We start from the raw sequence: 20,113 nt of genomic DNA on the forward strand, positions 1-20,113 counted from the left end.
CGGCGCGATCAGGACAAACTTGAAGCAGGGATCAATGGAGCGGGAGACGGGGATCGAACCCGCACCATCAGCTTGGAAGGCTGAGGTTCTACCATTGAACTACTCCCGCGCCGCGCGGCACTTGAAACTCAAATCCTGAATGTGCTGGTGGAGGGAGGTGGATTCGAACCACCGAAGGCGTAAGCCAGCAGATTTACAGTCTGCCCCCGTTGGCCGCTTGGGTATCCCTCCGGAACTGCACAAACCGGTGAAACAGCCCGTTATTTTGACCAGGTCGCCGCACGGTGTCAACGCTGTCTGATCGACATCGCGCGCCACGTGCCGACGGCTGGCCCCAACCGGGCCAACCCGCCCTACCCGGCGCGGCCGCACATTTTGGCTGTCGGCAACGAACCGATCAAGCCCAATCGTCATCGCGCACGAAATGACGCGGATCTTGCAGGGCGACCGCCGCCGTGGCCGCAGCCGGATCTCCGCACGGGCAGACGGTTCGCGAGCGCATCGGCGGACACGATCCCGAGCCTGCCGGTTACCTTCGGGCTGCGCCGTTACAGGCCGCCCACTGCACTCGCGGCCGGCGCTTCGACCACACGTCCGCGCCGGACATGCACCAGTAGTTCGCGATCGGGCGCCTGCACCTGCCAGGTCTTCAGGTCCAAGCGACTGCCCGGGCCCATGACCACGGCGGACATGCCTTCGGCCTGCAGCGGACGCCTGCGCGCCAGCACGGCCGGCTGCGGTGGCTGCCGCACCAGCCAGACCTGGCCATCGTTGTCGGTGATCACGCGACCGACGCCATCAGCGCCGACGCACAGCGCGGTGTCCTCGTCGACGCCGACGCCGATGAGGTCACGCCGGCCCTGGTCCGCCTCCAGGCGGTTCAGGAACACCAGCAGCCGCCCCAGACGATCGCGCTCGCTGAAATGGCTGTCGGTGACGACGCGCTCAAGGCCGGGCAGCGCCAGGAAGTCGTGCTCCAGCGTCACCGCCGGCCCCAGCGGGTCGCGCAGCGCCTTGGCCGTGGTCAGGCTGCCGCCATCGAGCGCGCCGTAGCTGTAGGCCCCCATGATCGCCAGGCCCGCACTGGTCCCGGCCAGCGGCTTGCCGGCGCGGACGTGCGCATTGAGCGCGTCCTGCAGCGGCGTGCCCTTCCAGAAGCGGATATAGCGGGACTGGTCGCCGCCGGCGATGAACACGCCGTCGGCCGCGGCGACGATCTCGAGCACCTTGGGGTCGCTGGCGGCGGCGCGGTCGTGGAAGACCAGCGTCTGTGCCGACACGATGCCGCCGATGTCGTTGAAGAATTCTTCCTGTGCGTTTTCCGCCCCCGATGCGCGCAGGATCACCAGATGCCCGTTGCCGGCCTGGCCGACCCACCAGCGGAACGCCTCGCGCGGCCAATCGCCGCCGCCGACCAGCATCAGCCCGGGCGACGTCGCTCCCGGCCGCTTCGCCGACAGGTCGCCGATCTTGTAATAGACATAGCCGGCATCCTGCTGCGTCGCAACATCAGTTGCCCAGGCATGCGCGACGCCCCCCAGCAGCATGGCGGCCAACAGGCATTGACCCACAAGACGGTGACTCCAGCGCGACGCGATCGACATGACAGTGGCTCCGGGACGGCATGGAACACGCATGCCTGGTAGCGGGTGGGTAGCGCGAAACGGTAGCCGGACAGGCATTGCGGTGGCAATGCATCAAACCCGGATCCCGATCCGCAGGGATACCCAAGATAGCGCCGCGACGGCCTGCCGCCACACCTGTCGAAAGACATGCTCACTTCGCACGCGATTCGCGCTAGGCTCGCGCGAATTGGGTCACTCGCCAGACGCTCTCAAGACCACCGCTGGCGCGGGGACCCGTATGGGGTGTCGATCGCTGTCTGACCTTTTCCTGGAGCCATGAATGAAGCGCGCAACAATTTCGATTGCTGTGTCCACCACACTGTTCGGCCTGATGTCCGGCTCGGCAGCCTTCCAAGCCCACGCGCAGGACGCCGCAACCTCGCCTGAGGAGACCACCACCCTGGGCGCCGTCCAGGTGACGGGTTCACGCATTCCACGCGCGCAGATCGAGGGCCCCGCCCCGATCACCGTGGTGACCGCCGAACAGATCCAGGCTGCCGGCCTCACCTCCGTCCCCGACGTGCTGCGCTCGCTCAGCCAGAACAGCGGCAGCGTCCAGGGCCAGCAGAACACCACGGGCGCCCAGTCCACGCCCGGCGCGCAGGCCGTCGACCTGCGCGGACTCGGTCCCAACCACACCCTGGTGCTGGTCAACGGCCGCCGTATCGCCGACTTCCCGCTACCGCTCAACGGCCGCAGCAACTTCACCGACATCGGCAACATCCCGCTCGGCATGATCGAACGCATCGAAGTGCTGACCGGCAGCGCCTCGGCCGTCTACGGCTCGGACGCGATGGCCGGCGTCATCAACTTCATCCTCAAGCGCTCCACCGACGGCACCACCATCGACTACCGCTATGGTGACACCGAGAGCGGTGGCGGCGAGTCCCACAAGGTGACGCTGACCACCGGCTTCGAACGCGGCGGCCTCACCGGCATCGTCGGCGTGGAACTGCAGGACAAGCGCCCGCTGTGGGGCTACGAGCGCTCGAACCAGGACTCCACCCTCGATGCACCGACCTCGCGGCGTCGGCTGCCGCGCCTCACTGCGCAGCTCACCAACTGGGAAGATGACGTCAACATCGCGCCGGCCGACAATTGCGCGGCGATGTCCGGCTTGAACGATGGCACCACGGTACTGGCCGAGGACCGGTTCGGCGAACCCTACTGCGGCAGCACGCGCGCCATCGCCTACCGCACGATCCAGAACGAGCGCAAGGGCGCGACCGCTTACGGTTCGTTCGAGTACCGCTTCAACGACAACCTGTCCTGGTTCGCGGACGTGCAGATGGGCCACCAGAAGGTCAGGTTACTGACCGGCACCAACGGCAATGATGTCGTCAGCGACGTGATGGGATGGGAGTTCCACGACCCGACGTCGACGAACAACAACAACAAGGTTTTCTACAACGCCATCACGGAACAAAGAGAAGTCTGGTCGAGGCAGTTCACGCCCGAGGAAATCGGCGGGCTCAGGAACCGCATGAACACCACCACCCAGAAGACGCTGGCCATCACGACCGGCTTCAAGGGCGTGTTCGGCGATGACTGGAACTGGGAGGCGGCCTACAACCATTCCCAGTACAAGGCCGAGGTCGGCATGCCACGCATCCTGGCCGCCGCCGCCAACCGCCTGTTCCTGGGTGAGCAGCAGGGCTACGACGCCCGCGGCTATGCCATCTTCAGCCCGGATCCTGCGCGACTGTTCACCCCGCTGACCACCGCCGAGTTCAATTCCATCGCGGCGATGTCGACGTTCCACCCCAAGGCCGACAACAACAACGTCAGCTTCACCGTCGATACACCGGCACTGTTCACGTTGCCGGCCGGCGATGTCGGCTTTGCCGGCTCGGTCGACTACGGCAACCAGTCCTATCGCATCAATCCCGATCCGCTCGCGCTGACCGCGGACGCCTACTACGGCCCGCGCTACGGCGACGGCCGCGGCGACCGCGATCGCTGGAGCGTGGCCGGCGAGTTGCGCATTCCGGTCCTGTCCTCCGTCCAGGCCAGCCTGGCCGGCCGCTACGACCGCTACAGCTACGGCAACAAGGATCCCGGCAAGTTCACCTACAACGCCGGCCTGGAGTGGCGCCCGATCGAGACGCTGCTGGTGCGTGGCTCGTACGGCACCGGCTTCCGTGCCCCGGACATGCACTACCTGTTCGCCGGCGACGACTACTACCGCACGCTGTCCACCGACTATTACCAGTGCCGCACCGACGAGCCCGGGTTCACCGACGGCGAGTGCTATGACGACGGCACCTGGGACATCAACACCTTCGACGTCTATACCGGCAACATGGAACTGGATGTCGAGACCAGCAAGTCGTTCTCGGCGGGCTTCGTGTGGACGCCATTCACCAATTTCGACGTGGCGATCGACTACTACAAGATCAAGGTGTCGAACCAGGTGCAGACCCAGAGCCGCGAGCGCCTGCGCGCCGACGAGGCCAACTGTCGCCTCGGCACGACCGACACCGGCGCGGTCGTGGACGTCAATTCGCCGACCTGCCTCGACGCCATCGCCCGCGTGATCCGCAACACCGATGGCGAGATCACCAGCGTGCGGTTTGCGCCGATCAACATCGCCAACGAGGAAACGACCGGCGTCGACCTGACCGCCAACTACCGCGTGCCGACCGACAGCGCCGGCGACTTCCGCTTCACCGGCGCCTACACCTGGACCAAGACGCACACGCGCCAGCAGTATCCGGGCGATCCGGAAGAGGACATGCTGGACCTGAGCTTCAGCGCGACGACGCTGCCGCGCAACAAGGCCAACATCGGCGTGAGCTGGGACCGGGAGGCCGTGGGCGCGAGCCTGTTCGGCAATTATCTGGGCCGCGTCGCCAACTACAACAACGACGCCTGGACGCCGTCCAGCTGGCGCTTCAATGCCGGCGCACGTTACGACATCAACGACCATCTGCGGGTGTCGCTGACCGTCAACAACCTGCTCGACAAGATGCCGCCCAGCGATGCCACCTGGGGCAACTATCCGTACTACGACACGTCCTGGTTCGATGCCATGGGACGCAGCTACTTCGTGCAGGTCACGTGGAAGCTGGGTGGCAAGGCGCTGTAATGCCGGCCCGGAAAATGTTGTCCACAGCGGATGTGGAGCGTTGCCTGGGAAAGCTGTGGACAAGTCGATAAATCCATCTACAAACAACCACATGCACCACATGGTTATTTTTTGACCACACACCTGCACCAAGCACCAAGAACTTCGCAACAAGAAAAATGACGGCATCAAAAAACCCCGGCCTGGCGGTCCGGGGTTTTTTTTTGGAGAAATCTCGCTGGCTCAGACGTTGAAGCGGAAATGCATCACGTCGCCATCCTTGACGATGTACTCCTTGCCTTCCAGCCGCCATTTGCCGGCATCCTTGGCACCGTTCTCGCCCTTGTACTGGATGAAGTCGTCGTAGCCGACCACTTCGGCGCGGATGAAGCCCTTCTCGAAATCGGTGTGGATGACGGCCGCCGCCTGCGGTGCGGTCGCACCGATCTTGACCGTCCACGCGCGCACTTCCTTGACACCCGCGGTGAAGTAGGTCTGCAGATTCAGCAGGCTGTAGGCCGCACGGATCACGCGGTTCAGGCCGGGCTCGTCGAGACCGAGATCCGTCAGGAAGGCATCCCGGTCGGCGTCCTCGAGCTGACTCAGTTCTTCCTCGATCGCCGCCGAAACCGGCACCACCTGTGCGCCTTCGGCGACGGCGCGTGCGCGCACGGCATCGAGGTGCGCGTTGTTCTCGAACCCGTCCTCGAGCACGTTGGCGATGTACAGCACCGGCTTGGCCGTCAGCAGGAACATGTCGCGGATCGCGACCCTGTCGTCATCCGACAGCGACAGCGCGCGCACCGGCTTGCCGTCGGCCAGACCGGCATGCACGCGCTTGAGCACGTCGACGCGCGCCTTCGCATCCTTGTCGCCGGTCTTGGCGGAACGCTCGGCGCGCTGCAGCGCCTTCTCCACCGAATCCAGGTCGGCCAGCGCCAGTTCGGTATCGATGGTGTCGATATCGGCCAGCGGGTCGACCTTGTTGTTGACGTGGATCACGTCGTCGTTCTCGAAGCAGCGCACGACATGGGTGATCGCATCCACTTCGCGGATGTGCGCGAGGAACTTGTTGCCCAGGCCCTCGCCGCTGGCGGCGCCCGCGACGAGGCCGGCGATGTCGACGAACTCGACCGCCGTCGGCAGCACCTTCTGCGGCTTGACGATGTCGGCCAGCGCGTTGAGGCGCAGGTCCGGCACCGGCACCACGCCGACGTTCGGCTCGATCGTGCAGAACGGGAAATTGGCCGCGGCGATGCCGGCCTTGGTCAGCGCATTGAACAGGGTCGACTTGCCGACGTTCGGCAGGCCGACGATGCCGCATTGGATACCCATGCTTGGTTCCGTGAATGGAGAGTCGGGAATCGGGAATCGTCAAAGCAGGCCGCTTTCGATTCCCGATTCCCCATTCCCTATTCCCTGCGCGTATGCAGGCGGGTCATCGCGTCCATGACGTTGCCCTTGACCGCCAGCGGCAACACATCGATCGCATCGTCGATCGCACGCCCGATCAGGATCTCGTCGTCGTTGCCGGGACGCCCCAGCACCCAACCGGTCACGCGATCCTTGTGCCCGGGATGGCCGATGCCGATGCGGAGGCGGTGGAAACGGCCGTGGCCCAGCAACTGGATCGTGTCGCGCAGCCCGTTCTGGCCGCCATGGCCACCATCGAACTTCAGGCGGGCGACACCGGGGGCGAGGTCGAGCTCGTCATGCGCCAGCAGCGCCTGCTCGGGCTCGATCTTCCAGTAACGCAATGCCGCGGTCACCGACTTGCCGCTGAGATTCATGAAGGTCGCGGGCTTGAGCAGCCAGATCGACTGGCCGGCGACCTCGATCTTCGCGGTCTCGCCGAACAGCTTGCTCTCCAGGCCAAAGCGCGCACCCGCCTTGTCGGCGAGCACGTCGACAAAACGGAACCCGGCGTTGTGCCGGGTCCGTGCGTGTTCGGGTCCGGGATTGCCCAGCCCGACAATGAGTCGCAAGCCTTCCATCAGGTGTCAGCCGCCGGTGCACCTCGGGCGCACCGGCGGACAAGGACCGATCAGTCCTTTCAGTCCTTCGACACCTTGGCGGCCGGGACTTCGGCGGTTTCGCCTTCGACCGGCTCGGCTTCGACGCGGCCATGCTTGGCCACGACCACGGCAACGTCATGTTCCTTGCCGAGCTTGAGGGCCGGCACGTCGACGCCCTTGGGCAGCTTGAGGTCGGACAGGTGGATGATGTCGCCGACCTTCAGGTCGGCCAGGTCGACTTCAACGAACTCCGGCAGGTCCTTGGGCAGGCAGACCAGCTCGACTTCGTTCAGCTCGTGCATGACGACGACTTCCGACGACTTGCCGGCCGGCGACTTCTCGACGTTGACGAAGTGCAGCGGCACCGCGGTGCGCAGCAGCTCGTTGTCGTTCACGCGCTGGAAATCCAGGTGCAGGATCTGCTGCTTGTACGGATGGCGCTGCATGTCACGCAGCAGGACCTTCTGGACGTCGCCGTTGAGGCTGAGGTTGAGGATCGTCGAGTAGAACCAGTCGTGCTGGCTGGCCAGCCAGACATCGTTGTGGCTCAGCTTGATGCTGACGGGCTTGAGCTCGCCACCGTAGACGATCGCAGGTACATCACCGGTCAGACGCAGGCGGCGGCTCGCACCCTTACCTTCGTCGTCCCGGCGCTGGACCTTGAGTTCATGAGAAAGTGCCATGTTGTTTCACTACCTTGGTTGAAAAGAACCGCCTCGCGACGGTTTGTGTGACTCCTCCGCGACCAGAGGAGCCAGTGTCGGGGCCGGAGCCCCTAATCCAGATACAGCGAACTCACCGACTCGCCGAATGCGATGCGCCGGATCGTCTCGGCCAGCATCTCGGCGACGCTGAGCTGGCGGATCCTGCTGCAGGCCTTGGCCGCGGCCGACAACGGAATCGTGTCGGTCACCACCATCTCGTCGAGCTGCGACTTGTTCAGGTTTTCGATCGCGGCCCCCGAGAGCACCGCGTGGGTGCAGTACGCGACCACCTTGGTCGCGCCCTGCGCCTTCAACGCGGCCGCGGCCGCGCACAACGTCCCCGCGGTATCGACGATGTCGTCGACCAGCACGCAGATCTTGCCTTCGACGTCGCCGATGATGTTCATCACCGTGGCGACGTTGGCCTTCGGACGGCGCTTGTCGATGATCGCCAGGTCGGCGTCGTCGAGTCGCTTGGCGATGGCGCGCGCGCGCACCACGCCGCCGACGTCCGGCGAGACCACGATGACGTTGTCGGTGCCGTACGCGCGCCAGATGTCGGCAAGCAGCAACGGCGACGCATAGACATTGTCGACCGGGATATCGAAGAACCCCTGGATCTGGTCGGCATGCAGATCCACGGTCAGCAATCCGTCCGCACCCGCCGCGGTGAACATCTTCGCGGCCAGCTTGGCGGTGATCGGCACGCGCGACGAACGCATCCGGCGATCCTGGCGCGCATAGCCGAAGTACGGCACCACGGCGGTCACGCTGGCGGCCGATGCGCGCTTGAGCGCGTCGATCAGGGCCAGCAGTTCCATCAGGTTTTCGGCGGTCGGGGCGTTGGTCGGCTGGATCACGAACACGTCCTGACGACGCACGTTCTCCTCGATCTCCACCTGCACCTCGCCGTCCGAGAACGTCGAGACCAATGCTTTCCCGAGTCTCACCCCGAGCTCACGACAGACCGTCTGTGCCAATGCACGGTTTGCGTTGCCCGAGAAGATCAACAGGTTCCGATCTTCCTTCATGTCTTTACTCCGCTCCGCTCTGACCGTGCGGTGGTGAAATCCGGGATTGGATCTTCGGGATTGCCGACTCGCTGCCAGGGCACGCACTGCATCGCGTGCGCCGGTGGTGAATCCTCAATCCCGAATGCCCAATCGCCTTGTCTTGCCGGCTGGTGGTGCTGGGTGGGGTATTGCGTCTGTCGTGCTTGCTTGCTGCGTTACCTGTGTACGGGTGCTGGTCTTGCTGGTGCTGGCAGGGGCGGCAGGATTCGAACCTGCGAATGCCGGGATCAAAACCCGGTGCCTTGGGCCACTTGGCGACGCCCCTGTGGAGCCGGGATTCGATCTCCGCAGACCGGCGGGTGGCAACGGCAATCCCTCTCGCCGTTTCCACCATCCAACCTGCCGGACACCTCACTCCGGGTGTTGCATCTCCGTTCCGAAGGCGTCGAGCGCATCCAGCATCGGCGAGCGCGAAACGCCTCCGACCACCCAGGCCCTGAGACCTGCGGGAAGCAGCTTCAACGCCGCGTCGGCGGATTCGCGCGTGGCGAACTCGACGAAGCAACCGCTACCGGTCCCGGTCAGGCGTGGCGTACCGATCCGCGACAACGCGCCGAACACGGCCTCGACCGTGGATTGGCGGCGTCGCAACACCGGCTCGAACGCATTCCCGAGCGCAGTACCCGAAACGAAGTCGGATATTGTCGCGGGCGCAGCATTTCTCGTCAATTCAGGGGCCTGGAATAATTCAGCCGTCGCCACGTGGACGCCCGGATCGGCCAGCACATAACTGGCCGCCGGCAGCTCGATCGGGCGCAGCCGTTCGCCGACGCCCTCGGCCCAGGCACTGCGCCCGCGCACGAACACCGGCACGTCGGCGCCCAGCTGGAGGCCCAGTGCCGCGAGGCGGTCTTCCCCGAGGCCGAGGCCCCAGAGTCGGTCGAGTGCAAGCAGCACGGTGGCGGCATCGGACGAGCCGCCGCCGAATCCGGCACCGGCCGGAATGTGTTTTTCGACGCGAATGTCGACACCTTGGGTGCCGTTGACCGATTTTTTAAGCAGATGGGCGGCACGCACCGCGAGGTCGTCGGCTTCTTGGACGCCTGCGACCGAGCTGCCGACCCTGGCGACGACGCCATCATCGCGCAGCCTGAGGTGCACGCGATCGCCCCAGTCCAGCAGCCTGAATACGCTCTGGAGCTCGTGATAGCCATCGTCGCGGCGTCCGGTGATCTGCAGGAACAGGTTCAGCTTGGCCGGCGCCGGCCAGGTCGACCAGCCCTCGCCCGCCGCAGCCATCGCCTCGACGGCCTCGCCCACACCAGCGCTCATGGCGCGGGAAAGATCCAGCGGTCGATCAGCAGCCGCACCCGGGCCTCGCCCTGGCTGGCGTCGATCCGCCTCGCTTCGATCCGTCTGGGCAGGGCCGGCAGGCCGTCCTGTGCCGGCGACCAGTCCTGGTATTCGACGACCCAGCCCATCTGCTCGATCCGGCGCGGCCGGCCCTGAGTATCCACGCGCAGCTCATGGGCAGCCTCGGCATCGGTCGCGACCAGCCCAAGCACCCAGTCGGGCAGATGATTGACCGGGATCTCCCAACCGGTGGCGTCGAACAGCAACTGCTCGGCGCTCTCGCCCTCGCGCGTACCGCCTTCGATGCCTTCGATACGGCCGGCCTCGTTGTGGCTATTGCCCACCAGCCGCCAGCTCTGCCGGGTGACCGGCGCGCTGAGGCGGATATCGTAATCGCGACCGGCCTGCTGCCATTCGATGCGGCCGCTGCCACCCTTGCCGCCCTGGCGCAACGCGACCCGGCCCTCGAACGACCATGCCGGCTGCGCGTCCAGCCACGCCTGGCGCTCAACCTCGCGCGCGCGCGTGGCGGCATCGACCACGATGTCCTCGGGGACCGGCGCGGTGCCCTTGGGCACGCTGACGCAAGCGGTCAGCAGCAACGCCAGCAACGCCGGCACGACGACACGGACCGTCATGCGCCCACCTTTTCCAGTGCGCGCTGCAGCGAGCGGTTGTCCGGATCGATCTTGCGCGCTTCCTCGAAATAGCGGCGCGCCTCGTCCTTGCGGCCGAGCACCCACAGCACTTCACCGACATGCGCGCCGATCTCGGCATCCTTCTGCATCGTATAGGCACGGCGCAGGTGCACCAGCGCATCTTCATTGCGCCCCAGCCGGTACAGCACCCAGCCATAGCTGTCGATGATCGCGGGATTGTCGGGCTCGGCGACGCGCGCGCGCTCGATCAGTTCCAGCGCTTCTTCGTAACGTTGCGTCCGGTCGGCCAGCGTGTAGCCCAGCGCGTTCAAGGCGGCCACGTTCTCGGGATCGGCCACCAGGATCCGGCGCAGATCGGCCTCCGCGCGTGCGATCTCGTCGCGACGCTCCCACATCAGACCACGCGAGTACAACAGCGCGGCCTCATCGGGATAGGCGGCCAATCCGCGCGCGTAGACATCTGCCTCGGCCTCGTCGGCGCCATCCTTCTGGTGCAGTTCGGCTTCGACCAGATAGGCATTCAGGCGCGCCGGCTCTTCAAGCGTGGCGTCGGACTGCATCTGGCGCAGTGCCGCGGTGGCTTCGCCATTGCGCTTGAGTTCGTGCAGCACCACAGCGGAACGGAAGCGTGCCTGCAGGCGCTCGGTGCCGGCCGGCACCGTGGCATACCAGTCCAGCGCCTCTTCGAACCGCTTCAGGTATTCGGCGGTCTGTCCCAGCAGCAGGCGCTGCAGCGGCTCGGGCGCGGCCGAATCCTGCTTCAGCGTCTCGTACAGCGCCGCCAGGCCTTCGGTGTCGTCGGCGCGCGCGAGCAGCGAGGCCCGCATCGCGGCTACGCGGGTGTTCTGCGGACCCTGCGCCAGCAGGCGATCGGCATCCTTGAAATCGCCGAGCGCGTCGTACTCGGCGGCGATCGCGAACCGCAGCTCCGGCGCGGACTGCGCCACCGTCTCGACCGCGACCAGCAGCGCGCGCGCGTCGTCGGGGCGGCCGGCATCGCGCAACTGGCGGGCACGCAGCAAGGCGACCCTGGGCTCGCCGGGGAAGCGCGCGACGATCTGCTGCGAGATCCGGTCGGCGAGGTCACCCTGCTCCAGCCCATAGGCCAGCGTGCCCATCGCCATCCAGGCCTGCAGCTCGTCGGGGATCGCACCGGCATCGAGCAGTTGCGCGATCAAGCGCGCCGGCACCTGCGGGTCACGGCTGCCGCTGCCGAGCACGCTGACGGCATAGCGCCAGGCCGTGGGATCGGGATCGCGCAGCAGGCTTTCGAGTTCACGGCGCGCGACCCGCTGCTTGCCGCCACGCATCGCAAGGGTGGCTTCGGCGGCACGGATCGGCAGCGAACGCGGCACCCGCGCCTTCCACAGCGCCAGGGCCTCGGCGGCCTTGCGGTCGTCGTTGCCGAGCAGGGCAATCCGGGTCGTGCGCTCGGCCAGCCCGGCATCGCCGTCGGCAGCGCGGGTCGCGTTGAGATACCACTCGACCGCTTCGTCCAGCCGGCCCGCCTGCAGCGCGTACTCGCCGGCCATGGTCGACCCCAGCACGTCGCGTTCCAGGCCGGAGCCGGCAGGATGGGTACGCAGTTCGGCGGCCGCGACCGGCGACAGCGCCGCCAGCACGGCCAGGCTCAGCAGCAGGCCACCACGGGCGATCAGGCCAACCGGCGCAGGCCGCGGACGCAGGCCTAGCCCGCACAAGACGGGCCGGCGCGGCGCAGGGCCTTCAGGCCCCGTCGGGGTGATGGCGGGGGTCGGAACGAAAAAACGATGGGAAACGGGCATCGGGCGCGACCGGGCCGTAAAATGATGGCCCTTCCGTCGAAGAGCTTATCGCAAGCACCTGAACAGGGGAGGAGCCGGACCCGTGATCGCAGCGCCTTCCGCCGCCTTCGCATCTGCCCTGCCCGTTCAACCTGCCAGCCAGCCAAGCCCATGAGTCTGTTCGTCCTCGGCATCAATCACCAGACCGCCCCGGTCGCGCTTCGCGAGCGCGTGGCGTTTGGCGATGCTGCAGCGGTGCAGGCGCTGGCCGAGTTGCGTGCGCTGCCGCAGGTCAAGGAAGTCGCGCTGCTGTCAACCTGCAACCGCACCGAGCTGTATGCGGTCAGCGACGACAATGGCGATGCGCTCGCGAACTGGCTGGCGACCCACCCCGGCGATGCCGGCGACCTGCACGCGTATCTGTATCGGCATCGCGACGACCAGGCCGCGCGCCACCTGTTCCGCGTGTCGGCCGGACTCGATTCCCTGGTCCTGGGCGAACCGCAGATCCTGGGCCAGGTGAAGCAGGCCTGGGCGGCGGCACGCCACGCCGGCACCCTCGGTAACCGGCTCGACCGGCTGTTCCAGCATGCCTTCGTGACCGCCAAGCGCGCGCGCAGCGAAACCCGCATCGGCAACAGCCCGGTGTCGGTGGCATCGATGGCGGTGCGGCTGGCGCAGGATTCGTTCGCGCGGCCATCCGACTCGGTGGTGCTGCTGATCGGCGCCGGCGAGACCATCGAGCTGACCGCACGCCACCTGACCCAGGCCAAGGTCAAGCGCCTGCTGATCGCCAACCGCACCTACCAGCACGCGCAGGAACTGGCGGCGCGCCATGGGGCGGTCGCATTGCCGCTGGATGAACTCGAGCGCCACCTGTTCCTGGCCGACATCGTGTTCTCGGCCACCGCGAGCCGCGAGCCGATCGTGCAGGCCGACCAGATCCAGCGCGCGCTGGCCGCGCGCAAGCACCGGCCGATGCTGCTGATGGACCTGGCCGTGCCGCGCGACATCGACCCGCGCATCGGCGAGCTCAAGGATGCCTACCTGTACACCGTCGACGACCTCGAGCGCCTGGTCGAGGACAATCGCCGTGGCCGCCGCGAAGCCGCCGACGATGCCGAAGCGATCATCGACCTGCAGGTGTCGCGCTATGTCGAGGCGATCGCCGCCGGCACCCGCAATGCACCGCTCAAGCGCCTGCGTGCGCACGGCGAAAGCACCCGCAACGAAGTGCTCATGAAGGCGCGCCAGCAACTCGACGCCGGGCAGGATCCGCGCGCGGTGCTGGACTTCCTTGCCCACACCCTGACCAACAAGCTGCTGCACGCGCCGACCACCGCGCTGCGGGATGCCGCGATCAGCGGTGACGCCGACATGGCGCGCGCGATCGAGCGGATGCTGCCGCCGCCCCAGGACGATGATGCTGCCGACCCTGCGCCGTAAGCTGGAAGCCCTGGCCGAACGGCGCGACGAACTGGAACGGCTGCTGGCCGACCCCGGCGTCGCCTCGGACCAGAACCGTTTCCGCGCGCTGTCGCGCGAGTTCTCGCAACTCGAACCGGTGTCGGTCGCGCTGGCCGACGAAGGCGCGGCCCGCGCCGATCTGGCCAGCGCCGAAGCGATGCGCGACGATCCCGAACTGCGCGAGCTGGCCGAAGAGGAAATCGCCAGCACGCGCGACCGGCTGCAGGCGCTCGATGCCACGCTGATGGCGCTGCTGGTACCGCGCGACGGGCGCGACGACGGCGGCCTGTACCTGGAAATCCGCGCCGGCACCGGCGGCGACGAAGCGGCGATCTTCGCCGGCGACCTGTTCCGGATGTACAGCCGCTACGCCGAACGCCAGGGCTGGCGCATCGAGGTCGAATCGGCCAGCCCCGGCGAGCATGGCGGCTTCCGCGAAGTCATCGCCCATGTCGAGGGCAGCGGCGCCTATGCGCGGTTGAAGTTCGAGTCCGGCACCCACCGCGTGCAGCGCGTGCCGGAAACCGAATCGCAGGGCCGCATCCACACCTCGGCGGCCACGGTCGCGATCATCGCGGTCGAGGACGACGGCCCGCCGATCGAGATCAATCCCGCCGACCTCCGGGTCGACACGTTCCGTTCGTCGGGGGCCGGAGGCCAGCACGTCAACAAGACCGATTCGGCGATCCGCATCACCCATCTTCCCAGTGGCGTGGTCGTGGAATCGCAGACCGAGCGCTCCCAGCACGCCAATCGCGACAAGGCGATGAAGCGGCTGAAGGCGATGTTGGCCGAGGCCGAAGCCGAACGGCGCGCCGCGGCCACCGCGGAAACGCGCAAGCTCCAGGTCGGCAGCGGCGACCGCAGCCAGCGCATCCGCACCTACAACTATCCGCAGGGGCGGATCACCGACCATCGCGTCGAAGGCCTGACCCTGTACGACCTGCCCAACGTCCTCGAGGGCAACCTCGACCCGCTGATCGAGCGGCTGTCGCGCGAACACCAGGCCGACGAACTGGCCAGACTCACCGCCAACGGATAACCCGCCCATGTCGACCACGCCAACGCCCGCCTCCTCGACTGCCACCGGTATCGTCATCACGCGCGCGACACTGGCCGAGCTCGACCTGGTCGCACCATTGTTCGATGCCTACCGCGTGTTCTATGCGCAACTGTCGGATCCGGCGCGCGCACGCGCCTTCATCGGCGAGCGCCTGCAGCACGGGCAATCAGTGGTGCTGCTGGCACGCGACCGCGCCGGCCGCGCGGCCGGCTTCACCCAGCTGTATCCGCTGTACTCCTCGGTGCGCACGCTCAAACTGTGGATCCTCAACGATCTGTACGTGGACGCACAGGCACGGCGCGGTGGCGTCGCCAGCGAGCTGCTGGCGGCCGCGGCGGATTTCGCGCGTGACGACGGTGCCGCCCGGCTGGAGCTGGAAACCGCGCACGACAACCACGCCGCGCAGGCGCTGTACCGTGCGCGTGGCTGGACGGCCTGCGACGACAGCCTGCGCTTCCAGCTGGCCTTGTCGCCCGCCTGAGCACACACGTCCAAGGGCACGCCCGCCCCAGAGCATGTACGTCCCGAGCATGCGCCCCATGCGCATGCATGTCCCGAACCCGCACCTCCGAGCAGGCCTGCCATGACCGCCACCGACACGACCATCGCCCTCAACCTCTGCGTGCTGACGGTGTCCGACTCGCGCACGCTGGAACAGGACAGCTCCGGCGACTATCTCGTCGGCGCACTGCAGGCCGAGGGCCACCGCCTGTACGAGCGCGTGCTGCTGCCCGACGACCGCTACGCGCTGCGCGCAGTGGTCTCCCGCTGGATCGCCGACCCGGACGCCGACGGCATCCTGGTCACCGGCGGCACCGGCTTCACCGGCCGCGACTCCACGCCCGAAGCACTGCTGCCCTTGCTGGACAAGCAGATGCCGGGCTTCGGCGAGCTGTTCCGCGCGATCTCGTTCGAGGAAATCGGCACCTCATCGCTGCAGTCGCGCGCCTTCGCCGGCCTGGCCAACGGCACCTTCCTGTTCGCCCTGCCCGGCTCGACATCGGCCTGCACGACGGCCTGGAAGCGGATCATCCGTGCGCAGCTCGATGCACGCACGCGTCCCTGCAACCTTGCTACGCTGCGTCCACGCCTGAAGGAATAGGTCCACCCCGGGAGCGGCCATGTCGATCGACCAGACCCTGCGCCTGCTGGCCAAGGCCCGCGGTCTCAGCGTCACCGAAATAGCCAGTGCCCTGCATGCCTCCGGCGTCGCGCGCACCGGCGCAGCCACCGTCAGCGCCTGGCTCAAGGGCGAGAAGCTGCCCGGCAAGGACCAGCTCGATGCGCTTGCGCGCACGTTCGGCGTGCCGGCCGGCGCGTTGCTGTTGCAACTGGCCAGCACGCTGGATCCGGCGCGCACCAAGGGCGAGCATGAACTGCTCGATGCTTATCGCAGGCTCGCGCCGCGCCAGCAGGGCGCGTTGCTGGAAGTGGCGCGCAGCATGGCTGGCAAGCGTCCGTCCCGCAAAGCCTGAGCGGCCATCCTTGCTCCGTCAGGCCAGATCAGGCGCGGCGGATCAGGCTCGATGCACCCGTGCCGTCCACATCAGGCGCCGCCGGCGACGACCTGCGCGCTGTCGATGACGGCTTCAATGTCCTTCGCGGTCACCGGCCCCAGGAACTGGCGCGCGACCTTGCCGTCTGGCGCGATCAGGTAGGTCATCGGCAGGCCACGCGGCGTGGCGAAATCCTGCGGCGGGCTGTAGACATCGAGAATCGCGATCGGATACGAGACCGGGTGCTTCTCCAGGAACGAGCGCATCGCTTCGGGCTCGATCTCCTCATAGGCCAGGCCGATGACCTCGATGTGTTCGCGCATCGTGTCCAGCGCCGACAGCTCGGGCATTTCCTTCAGGCACGGCGCACACCAGGTCGCCCAGAAATTCACCACCACCCATTTGCCGCGTCGATCGGCGAGGTCGTAGGCGCTGCCGTCGATCGTGGTGACCTGCAGCGAGGGCACCTCGGGCTTGCCGACAGGTTCCTCGACCGCGGCTGTATCGGCGGGCGGCGCGGTCACCGGATCGCCATCGGCCACGGCCTTGTCGGCGGGCGTCGCGGCGGTGGAGTCGGCGGGCGGCGTCGCGGGCTTGCACGCCGCAAGCGCCAACAGGCACAGCAAGGCAACCAGCAGTCGTGGGCTCATCGGGTCATCTCGTCAGGGGAAGGAGGATCGACATACAACGGGGGATCGACGTCCGCAGGGATTTCGTCGATCGGATAAAGGCTGGCGACGTTGCGCTTGAGCAGTTCGCGCACCGGCAGGCGCAGGCCATCGAGGGCCGCCAGCGCGGCCATGCCGAGTTCGTCGTCGTTGCGCGGCAGCGGCACGCTGCCGATCGGGATCCGCAGCTGGCAGGCCTCGTAGAGCTCGCCCAGGGTCATGTCTCCCAGGTCGCGGGTCAGGATCCATTCTCCGGCCTCGGTCCGCCCCACGACGCCGATCTCGCACAACTGGCCCAGCATCTGCTGGACCTGGCTGTCGGTCAGCATCGGCTCGACCTGCAGGATCTGCTCGCTGTGCAGGCCCTTGCCCTGGCGCCGATATTCGAGGAAACGGCCGAGCAGGCGCAACACGCCATACAGTTCGAAGCCCGCCGGCAGGCGCAGGCCCGCAGGCTGGTAGCGGAAGGCCGACACCGAGGCCGCGAACGACGCGCCGAGCAGGATCGACACCCAGCCGAAGTAGACCCACAGCAGGAAGATCGGCGCGAACGCGATCTTGCCGTAGATCTTCTCGTAGGTGCCGACGCCGCCCAGGTACAGGCCGATCAGCCACTTCACCAGTTCCAGCATCGTCAACGCCAGCAGTGCGCCGGCCAGCGCATGCCGCCACTGCACGGTGCGGTGCGGCACCACGCGATAGATCGCGGTAAACGCCATGAGCTCGATCGTCATCGGCGCCAGCCACAGCATGACCCGCTGCAGCCATTGTCCCGGCTCGGTCTGGAAGACCTCCAGCGCGAAGAACTGGGTCGAGATCGCCAGGCTGGCCGCCGCGACCAGCGCACCGAGCGTCAGGACGGTCCAGTAGACCAGGAAGCGGGTCAGGTTCGGGCGCGCGGTCTTGACGCGCCAGATCCGGTTGAACGTGCCCTCGACGCTGAGCAGGGTGATCAGCAGCGAGATCACCAGCGCGATGACGCCGATCGTCGTCAGCTGGCCGGCATTGACCGACAGCTCGCGCAACACGGTCTCGATCGACCGCGCCGACGACGGCACGAAGTTGGAGAACACGTAGTCGCTGAGCTGGTCGCTCCATTTCTCGAACACCGGGAACGCCGACAGCACGCCGAACACCACCATGCTCAGCGGCACCAGCGCGAACACCGTGGTGTACGACAGCGCGCCGGCGGCCTCGAACAGGCGATCGTCGAGGAAGCGCCGCCACAGGAAGCGCGCGAACGTGGTCGCGCGCGCGCGATCAAGCAGATGTTCTGTCCAGCGGTCGAGGGTCGTGCGCGGCGTCATCGGCGCAGGGTAGCAAAGCCCGGACGATCCCAGCTTGTCATGCCGTCGACACCGCCCCGGACGGTCGTGCCGGGCCTTCCGGGCCGATCCCTGTCAAAATGCTGCGCTCCGATTGGAATGAAGCTGCCCATGCCCGACATCCTGGTGCTGTACTACAGCCGCAACGGCTCCGTTGCCCGGCTCGCCCGCCAGATCTCGCGCGGGATCGGCGAGGTCGAGGGCATGACAGCCCGCCTGCGCACGGCGCCTCCGGTGGCGGCGATCACGCAGACCTCGGCACCGCCGGTGCCCGACGAAGGCGCGCCGTATGTCGACGCCCGCGACCTGGCCGAATGCGCAGGCCTGTTGATCGGCAGCCCGACGCGGTTCGGCAACATGGCCGCACCGCTGAAGCACTTCATCGACGGCCTCGGCGCGGACTGGGCCAGCGGCACCCTGGTCGGCAAGCCGGCTGCGGTGTTCACCTCGACCTCGACGATGCACGGCGGCCAGGAATCGACGCTGCTGTCGATGATGCTGCCGCTGCTGCACCACGGCTGCATCATCGCCGGCATCCCGTTCACCGAGCCGCTGCTCAGTACGACCCGCACCGGAGGCTCGCCCTACGGCGCGACCCATGTCGCCGGCACGCAGGACGATCCGCAGCCCAGCGACGAGGAAGCGCAGCTCGCCCGCGCACTCGGGCGCCGTGTCGCCCAGCTTGCGGCGAAGCTGGCATGAGCGCGCCGACGCCTGCGCCCGCCCAGCCGCGCGCGCCGATGCGCCCCGGGCGCCGCGTGCTCAGCGCCGCGTTGTTCACGCTGTGCATGCTGTATGGACTGTGGTTCCACGACGACAAGCACCTGGCCGCGGTCATCATCGTGTTCATCCTGCCGCCGCTGCTGCTGTTGCTGGGTGTGCTGCGCGGCAATGCCAAGGCCGCGTTCTGGGCCGGCACGCTGGGACTGTTCTGGTTCGCGCATGCGGTCATGGTCGCGTGGTCGCGACCCGACGAGCGCTCGCTGGCATTCGCAGGCATCGTGCTGTCGGTGGTCATCGTGTTCTCGGCCAGCCTGCCCGGGCTGAGCGCGCGTTTCGGCAAGCGCCGGGCATGACGCCGGCCGACTCCGTATCGGGCCGGCCCTGATGCGCCTGACGTGCCTGCTGCTGCCGGTACTGCTGGGTGTGGCGCTTCCGGCAGGCGCGTCTACGCAGGCCAACCTGCCGCCCGGCACGCAGCCCGATGGCGTCGATGACGACTGCACGCGCACCCGCGAGGTGCGCAATCTGGACGGCTCGCGATTGCGTCTGCACCAGGGTTGCCTGGCGCAGGCGTCGGGCGGCGATGACGATGGCGACCCCGGCCAGCCCCTGCGGGCCTATACCGTCACCTATGCCGCGGCGGGCAGCGAGGTGTTCCGCCCGGCCTATGCCGCCATCGTGCCCTCGGACGACGACGAGATCCGGGCGGTCGATTTCAGTGACCTGGAAGGCGACGGCATGCACGAGGTGGAGGTCACCGGCATCTGCGGCGCGGGGCCCAACTGCGCCGGCACGCTGTACAAGCTCGATCCGGACACCGGCACGCTCTACCCGTTCTTCGACGGCGCCTGGTCCGGGATCCAGGTCATCGACGGCCATGTCGTCGAGGGCGGTCGCGCCAGTTGCTGCGCCTGGGAGTACCACGCCTGGCCGTTGCTGCCGGGCCATCGTCCCCGGGTGTCGAAGACGATGGCCTTCCGGGTCAGCGTCGGATCGTCCATCGATCCCGAGCGCGAAGACGTCTCCTGCCGCTTCACCCGTCCCGTCGCCGATGGCGACGACGTACTCATCTCCCCGCCCAATGCACGCTGGCTGCAGTTATGCACGGTATACAGCGAGGACTATCATCTGGCCACGCCGGGCACTGGCCGCCACCGCATCGAGGACTGAAC

Annotated in this window: 19 protein-coding genes and 3 tRNA genes; 9 read left to right on the top strand and 13 right to left on the bottom strand. The window is 67.3% G+C overall.

Translation table 11 applies throughout. The annotated features are described in order from the left end of the window. Nucleotides 1-35: 35 nt before the first annotated feature. The 3 genes from ACYX7E_RS06875 to ACYX7E_RS06885 form a co-directional block, all read right to left on the bottom strand. Nucleotides 36-109, bottom strand: a tRNA-Gly gene (locus ACYX7E_RS06875). Nucleotides 110-145: 36 nt separating this feature from the next. Beyond that, nucleotides 146-231, bottom strand: a tRNA-Tyr gene (locus ACYX7E_RS06880). A gap of 317 nt (nt 232-548) precedes the next feature. Next, nucleotides 549-1,604 (bottom strand): cyanophycinase, encoded by a 1,056-nt coding sequence (locus tag ACYX7E_RS06885; protein ID WP_462079819.1) that lies wholly within the window; start codon nt 1,602-1,604, stop codon nt 549-551. 301 nt (nt 1,605-1,905) lie between these two features. Between ACYX7E_RS06885 and ACYX7E_RS06890 the strand changes: the two genes are divergently transcribed. Next, entirely contained in the window at nt 1,906-4,713 is a 2,808-nt protein-coding gene (locus tag ACYX7E_RS06890; RefSeq protein ID WP_462079820.1) for a TonB-dependent receptor plug domain-containing protein, read from the top strand. Nucleotides 4,714-4,935: 222 nt separating this feature from the next. Here ACYX7E_RS06890 and ychF read toward each other — a convergent pair whose 3' ends face one another. From ychF to ACYX7E_RS06930, 8 genes are all read right to left on the bottom strand, one after another. Continuing rightward, nucleotides 4,936-6,027, bottom strand: a complete 1,092-nt coding sequence (ychF, locus tag ACYX7E_RS06895; RefSeq protein ID WP_462079821.1) for a redox-regulated ATPase YchF — start codon at nt 6,025-6,027, stop codon at nt 4,936-4,938. A gap of 77 nt (nt 6,028-6,104) precedes the next feature. Then, a complete protein-coding gene (pth, locus tag ACYX7E_RS06900) occupies nt 6,105-6,686 on the bottom strand; it encodes an aminoacyl-tRNA hydrolase (RefSeq protein ID WP_462079822.1) in 582 nt (193 codons plus the stop codon). A gap of 59 nt (nt 6,687-6,745) precedes the next feature. Further along, nucleotides 6,746-7,390 (bottom strand): 50S ribosomal protein L25/general stress protein Ctc, encoded by a 645-nt coding sequence (locus ACYX7E_RS06905; protein WP_462079823.1) that lies wholly within the window; start codon nt 7,388-7,390, stop codon nt 6,746-6,748. A gap of 92 nt (nt 7,391-7,482) precedes the next feature. Next, nucleotides 7,483-8,442, bottom strand: a complete 960-nt coding sequence (locus tag ACYX7E_RS06910; RefSeq protein WP_462079824.1) for a ribose-phosphate diphosphokinase — start codon at nt 8,440-8,442, stop codon at nt 7,483-7,485. Nucleotides 8,443-8,672: 230 nt separating this feature from the next. Beyond that, nucleotides 8,673-8,749, bottom strand: a tRNA-Gln gene (locus tag ACYX7E_RS06915). Nucleotides 8,750-8,835: 86 nt separating this feature from the next. Then, nucleotides 8,836-9,723, bottom strand: coding sequence for a 4-(cytidine 5'-diphospho)-2-C-methyl-D-erythritol kinase (ispE, locus tag ACYX7E_RS06920; protein ID WP_462079878.1), 888 nt, complete (start codon nt 9,721-9,723; stop codon nt 8,836-8,838). 29 nt (nt 9,724-9,752) lie between these two features. Next, the gene (gene lolB / locus ACYX7E_RS06925) at nt 9,753-10,415 is read right to left on the bottom strand and encodes a lipoprotein insertase outer membrane protein LolB (protein ID WP_462079825.1); all 663 of its coding nucleotides are present in this window, start codon (nt 10,413-10,415) and stop codon (nt 9,753-9,755) included. Beyond that, a complete protein-coding gene (locus ACYX7E_RS06930; protein WP_462079826.1) occupies nt 10,412-12,136 on the bottom strand; it encodes a tetratricopeptide repeat protein in 1,725 nt (574 codons plus the stop codon). The genes lolB and ACYX7E_RS06930 overlap by 4 nt, the downstream gene beginning before the upstream one ends. A 234-nt stretch (nt 12,137-12,370) precedes the next feature. Here ACYX7E_RS06930 and hemA point away from each other — a divergent pair, with 234 nt between their 5' ends. From hemA to ACYX7E_RS06955, 5 genes are all read left to right on the top strand, one after another. Then, nucleotides 12,371-13,645, top strand: a complete 1,275-nt coding sequence (gene hemA / locus ACYX7E_RS06935) for a glutamyl-tRNA reductase (protein ID WP_462079827.1) — start codon at nt 12,371-12,373, stop codon at nt 13,643-13,645. Then, nucleotides 13,623-14,708, top strand: a complete 1,086-nt coding sequence (gene prfA, locus ACYX7E_RS06940; protein ID WP_462079828.1) for a peptide chain release factor 1 — start codon at nt 13,623-13,625, stop codon at nt 14,706-14,708. The genes hemA and prfA overlap by 23 nt, the downstream gene beginning before the upstream one ends. Nucleotides 14,709-14,715: 7 nt before the next feature. Beyond that, the gene (locus ACYX7E_RS06945; RefSeq protein WP_462079829.1) at nt 14,716-15,210 is read left to right on the top strand and encodes an N-acetyltransferase family protein; all 495 of its coding nucleotides are present in this window, start codon (nt 14,716-14,718) and stop codon (nt 15,208-15,210) included. A 102-nt stretch (nt 15,211-15,312) separates the two neighbouring features. Further along, entirely contained in the window at nt 15,313-15,831 is a 519-nt protein-coding gene (gene moaB / locus ACYX7E_RS06950; RefSeq protein WP_462079830.1) for a molybdenum cofactor biosynthesis protein B, read from the top strand. 19 nt (nt 15,832-15,850) lie between these two features. Then, nucleotides 15,851-16,204, top strand: a complete 354-nt coding sequence (locus tag ACYX7E_RS06955; protein WP_462079831.1) for a helix-turn-helix domain-containing protein — start codon at nt 15,851-15,853, stop codon at nt 16,202-16,204. Between the two features lie 71 nt (nt 16,205-16,275). Here the strand turns inward: ACYX7E_RS06955 and ACYX7E_RS06960 are convergent, their stop codons facing one another. After that, the gene (locus ACYX7E_RS06960; RefSeq protein ID WP_462079832.1) at nt 16,276-16,875 is read right to left on the bottom strand and encodes a TlpA family protein disulfide reductase; all 600 of its coding nucleotides are present in this window, start codon (nt 16,873-16,875) and stop codon (nt 16,276-16,278) included. Beyond that, the gene (locus tag ACYX7E_RS06965; protein ID WP_462079833.1) at nt 16,872-18,200 is read right to left on the bottom strand and encodes a YihY family inner membrane protein; all 1,329 of its coding nucleotides are present in this window, start codon (nt 18,198-18,200) and stop codon (nt 16,872-16,874) included. The genes ACYX7E_RS06960 and ACYX7E_RS06965 overlap by 4 nt, the downstream gene beginning before the upstream one ends. Nucleotides 18,201-18,329: 129 nt before the next feature. Here ACYX7E_RS06965 and wrbA point away from each other — a divergent pair, with 129 nt between their 5' ends. The 3 genes from wrbA to ACYX7E_RS06980 are packed head-to-tail and all read left to right on the top strand — an operon-like array spanning nt 18,330 to nt 20,111. Continuing rightward, complete coding sequence (gene wrbA / locus ACYX7E_RS06970; protein WP_462079834.1) at nt 18,330-18,920, top strand: NAD(P)H:quinone oxidoreductase; 591 nt, start codon at nt 18,330-18,332, stop codon at nt 18,918-18,920. Then, nucleotides 18,917-19,294 carry a DUF2069 domain-containing protein gene (locus tag ACYX7E_RS06975; RefSeq protein WP_462079835.1) on the top strand — a complete coding sequence of 126 codons (378 nt, stop codon included), beginning with the start codon at nt 18,917-18,919 and terminating at the stop codon, nt 19,292-19,294. The genes wrbA and ACYX7E_RS06975 overlap by 4 nt, the downstream gene beginning before the upstream one ends. A 31-nt stretch (nt 19,295-19,325) precedes the next feature. Further along, nucleotides 19,326-20,111, top strand: a complete 786-nt coding sequence (locus ACYX7E_RS06980) for a hypothetical protein (RefSeq protein WP_462079836.1) — start codon at nt 19,326-19,328, stop codon at nt 20,109-20,111. Nucleotides 20,112-20,113 lie beyond the last annotated feature (2 nt).

It is taken from the genome of Luteimonas sp. RIT-PG2_3, assembly GCF_054902115.1.

Bases quoted from the DNA above. Each gene is read 5' to 3' on its own strand.
- ACYX7E_RS06885 (WP_462079819.1), bottom strand. From the start codon at position 1,604: ATGTCGATCGCGTCGCGCTGGAGTCACCGTCTTGTGGGTCAATGCCTG.
- ACYX7E_RS06890 (WP_462079820.1), top strand. From the start codon at position 1,906: ATGAAGCGCGCAACAATTTCGATTGCTGTGTCCACCACACTGTTCGGC.
- ychF (WP_462079821.1), bottom strand. From the start codon at position 6,027: ATGGGTATCCAATGCGGCATCGTCGGCCTGCCGAACGTCGGCAAGTCG.
- pth (WP_462079822.1), bottom strand. From the start codon at position 6,686: ATGGAAGGCTTGCGACTCATTGTCGGGCTGGGCAATCCCGGACCCGAA.
- ACYX7E_RS06905 (WP_462079823.1), bottom strand. From the start codon at position 7,390: ATGGCACTTTCTCATGAACTCAAGGTCCAGCGCCGGGACGACGAAGGT.
- ACYX7E_RS06910 (WP_462079824.1), bottom strand. From the start codon at position 8,442: ATGAAGGAAGATCGGAACCTGTTGATCTTCTCGGGCAACGCAAACCGT.
- ispE (WP_462079878.1), bottom strand. From the start codon at position 9,723: ATGGCTGCGGCGGGCGAGGGCTGGTCGACCTGGCCGGCGCCGGCCAAG.
- lolB (WP_462079825.1), bottom strand. From the start codon at position 10,415: ATGACGGTCCGTGTCGTCGTGCCGGCGTTGCTGGCGTTGCTGCTGACC.
- hemA (WP_462079827.1), top strand. From the start codon at position 12,371: ATGAGTCTGTTCGTCCTCGGCATCAATCACCAGACCGCCCCGGTCGCG.
- prfA (WP_462079828.1), top strand. From the start codon at position 13,623: ATGCTGCCGACCCTGCGCCGTAAGCTGGAAGCCCTGGCCGAACGGCGC.
- ACYX7E_RS06945 (WP_462079829.1), top strand. From the start codon at position 14,716: ATGTCGACCACGCCAACGCCCGCCTCCTCGACTGCCACCGGTATCGTC.
- moaB (WP_462079830.1), top strand. From the start codon at position 15,313: ATGACCGCCACCGACACGACCATCGCCCTCAACCTCTGCGTGCTGACG.
- ACYX7E_RS06955 (WP_462079831.1), top strand. From the start codon at position 15,851: ATGTCGATCGACCAGACCCTGCGCCTGCTGGCCAAGGCCCGCGGTCTC.
- ACYX7E_RS06960 (WP_462079832.1), bottom strand. From the start codon at position 16,875: ATGAGCCCACGACTGCTGGTTGCCTTGCTGTGCCTGTTGGCGCTTGCG.
- ACYX7E_RS06965 (WP_462079833.1), bottom strand. From the start codon at position 18,200: ATGACGCCGCGCACGACCCTCGACCGCTGGACAGAACATCTGCTTGAT.
- wrbA (WP_462079834.1), top strand. From the start codon at position 18,330: ATGCCCGACATCCTGGTGCTGTACTACAGCCGCAACGGCTCCGTTGCC.
- ACYX7E_RS06975 (WP_462079835.1), top strand. From the start codon at position 18,917: ATGAGCGCGCCGACGCCTGCGCCCGCCCAGCCGCGCGCGCCGATGCGC.
- ACYX7E_RS06980 (WP_462079836.1), top strand. From the start codon at position 19,326: ATGCGCCTGACGTGCCTGCTGCTGCCGGTACTGCTGGGTGTGGCGCTT.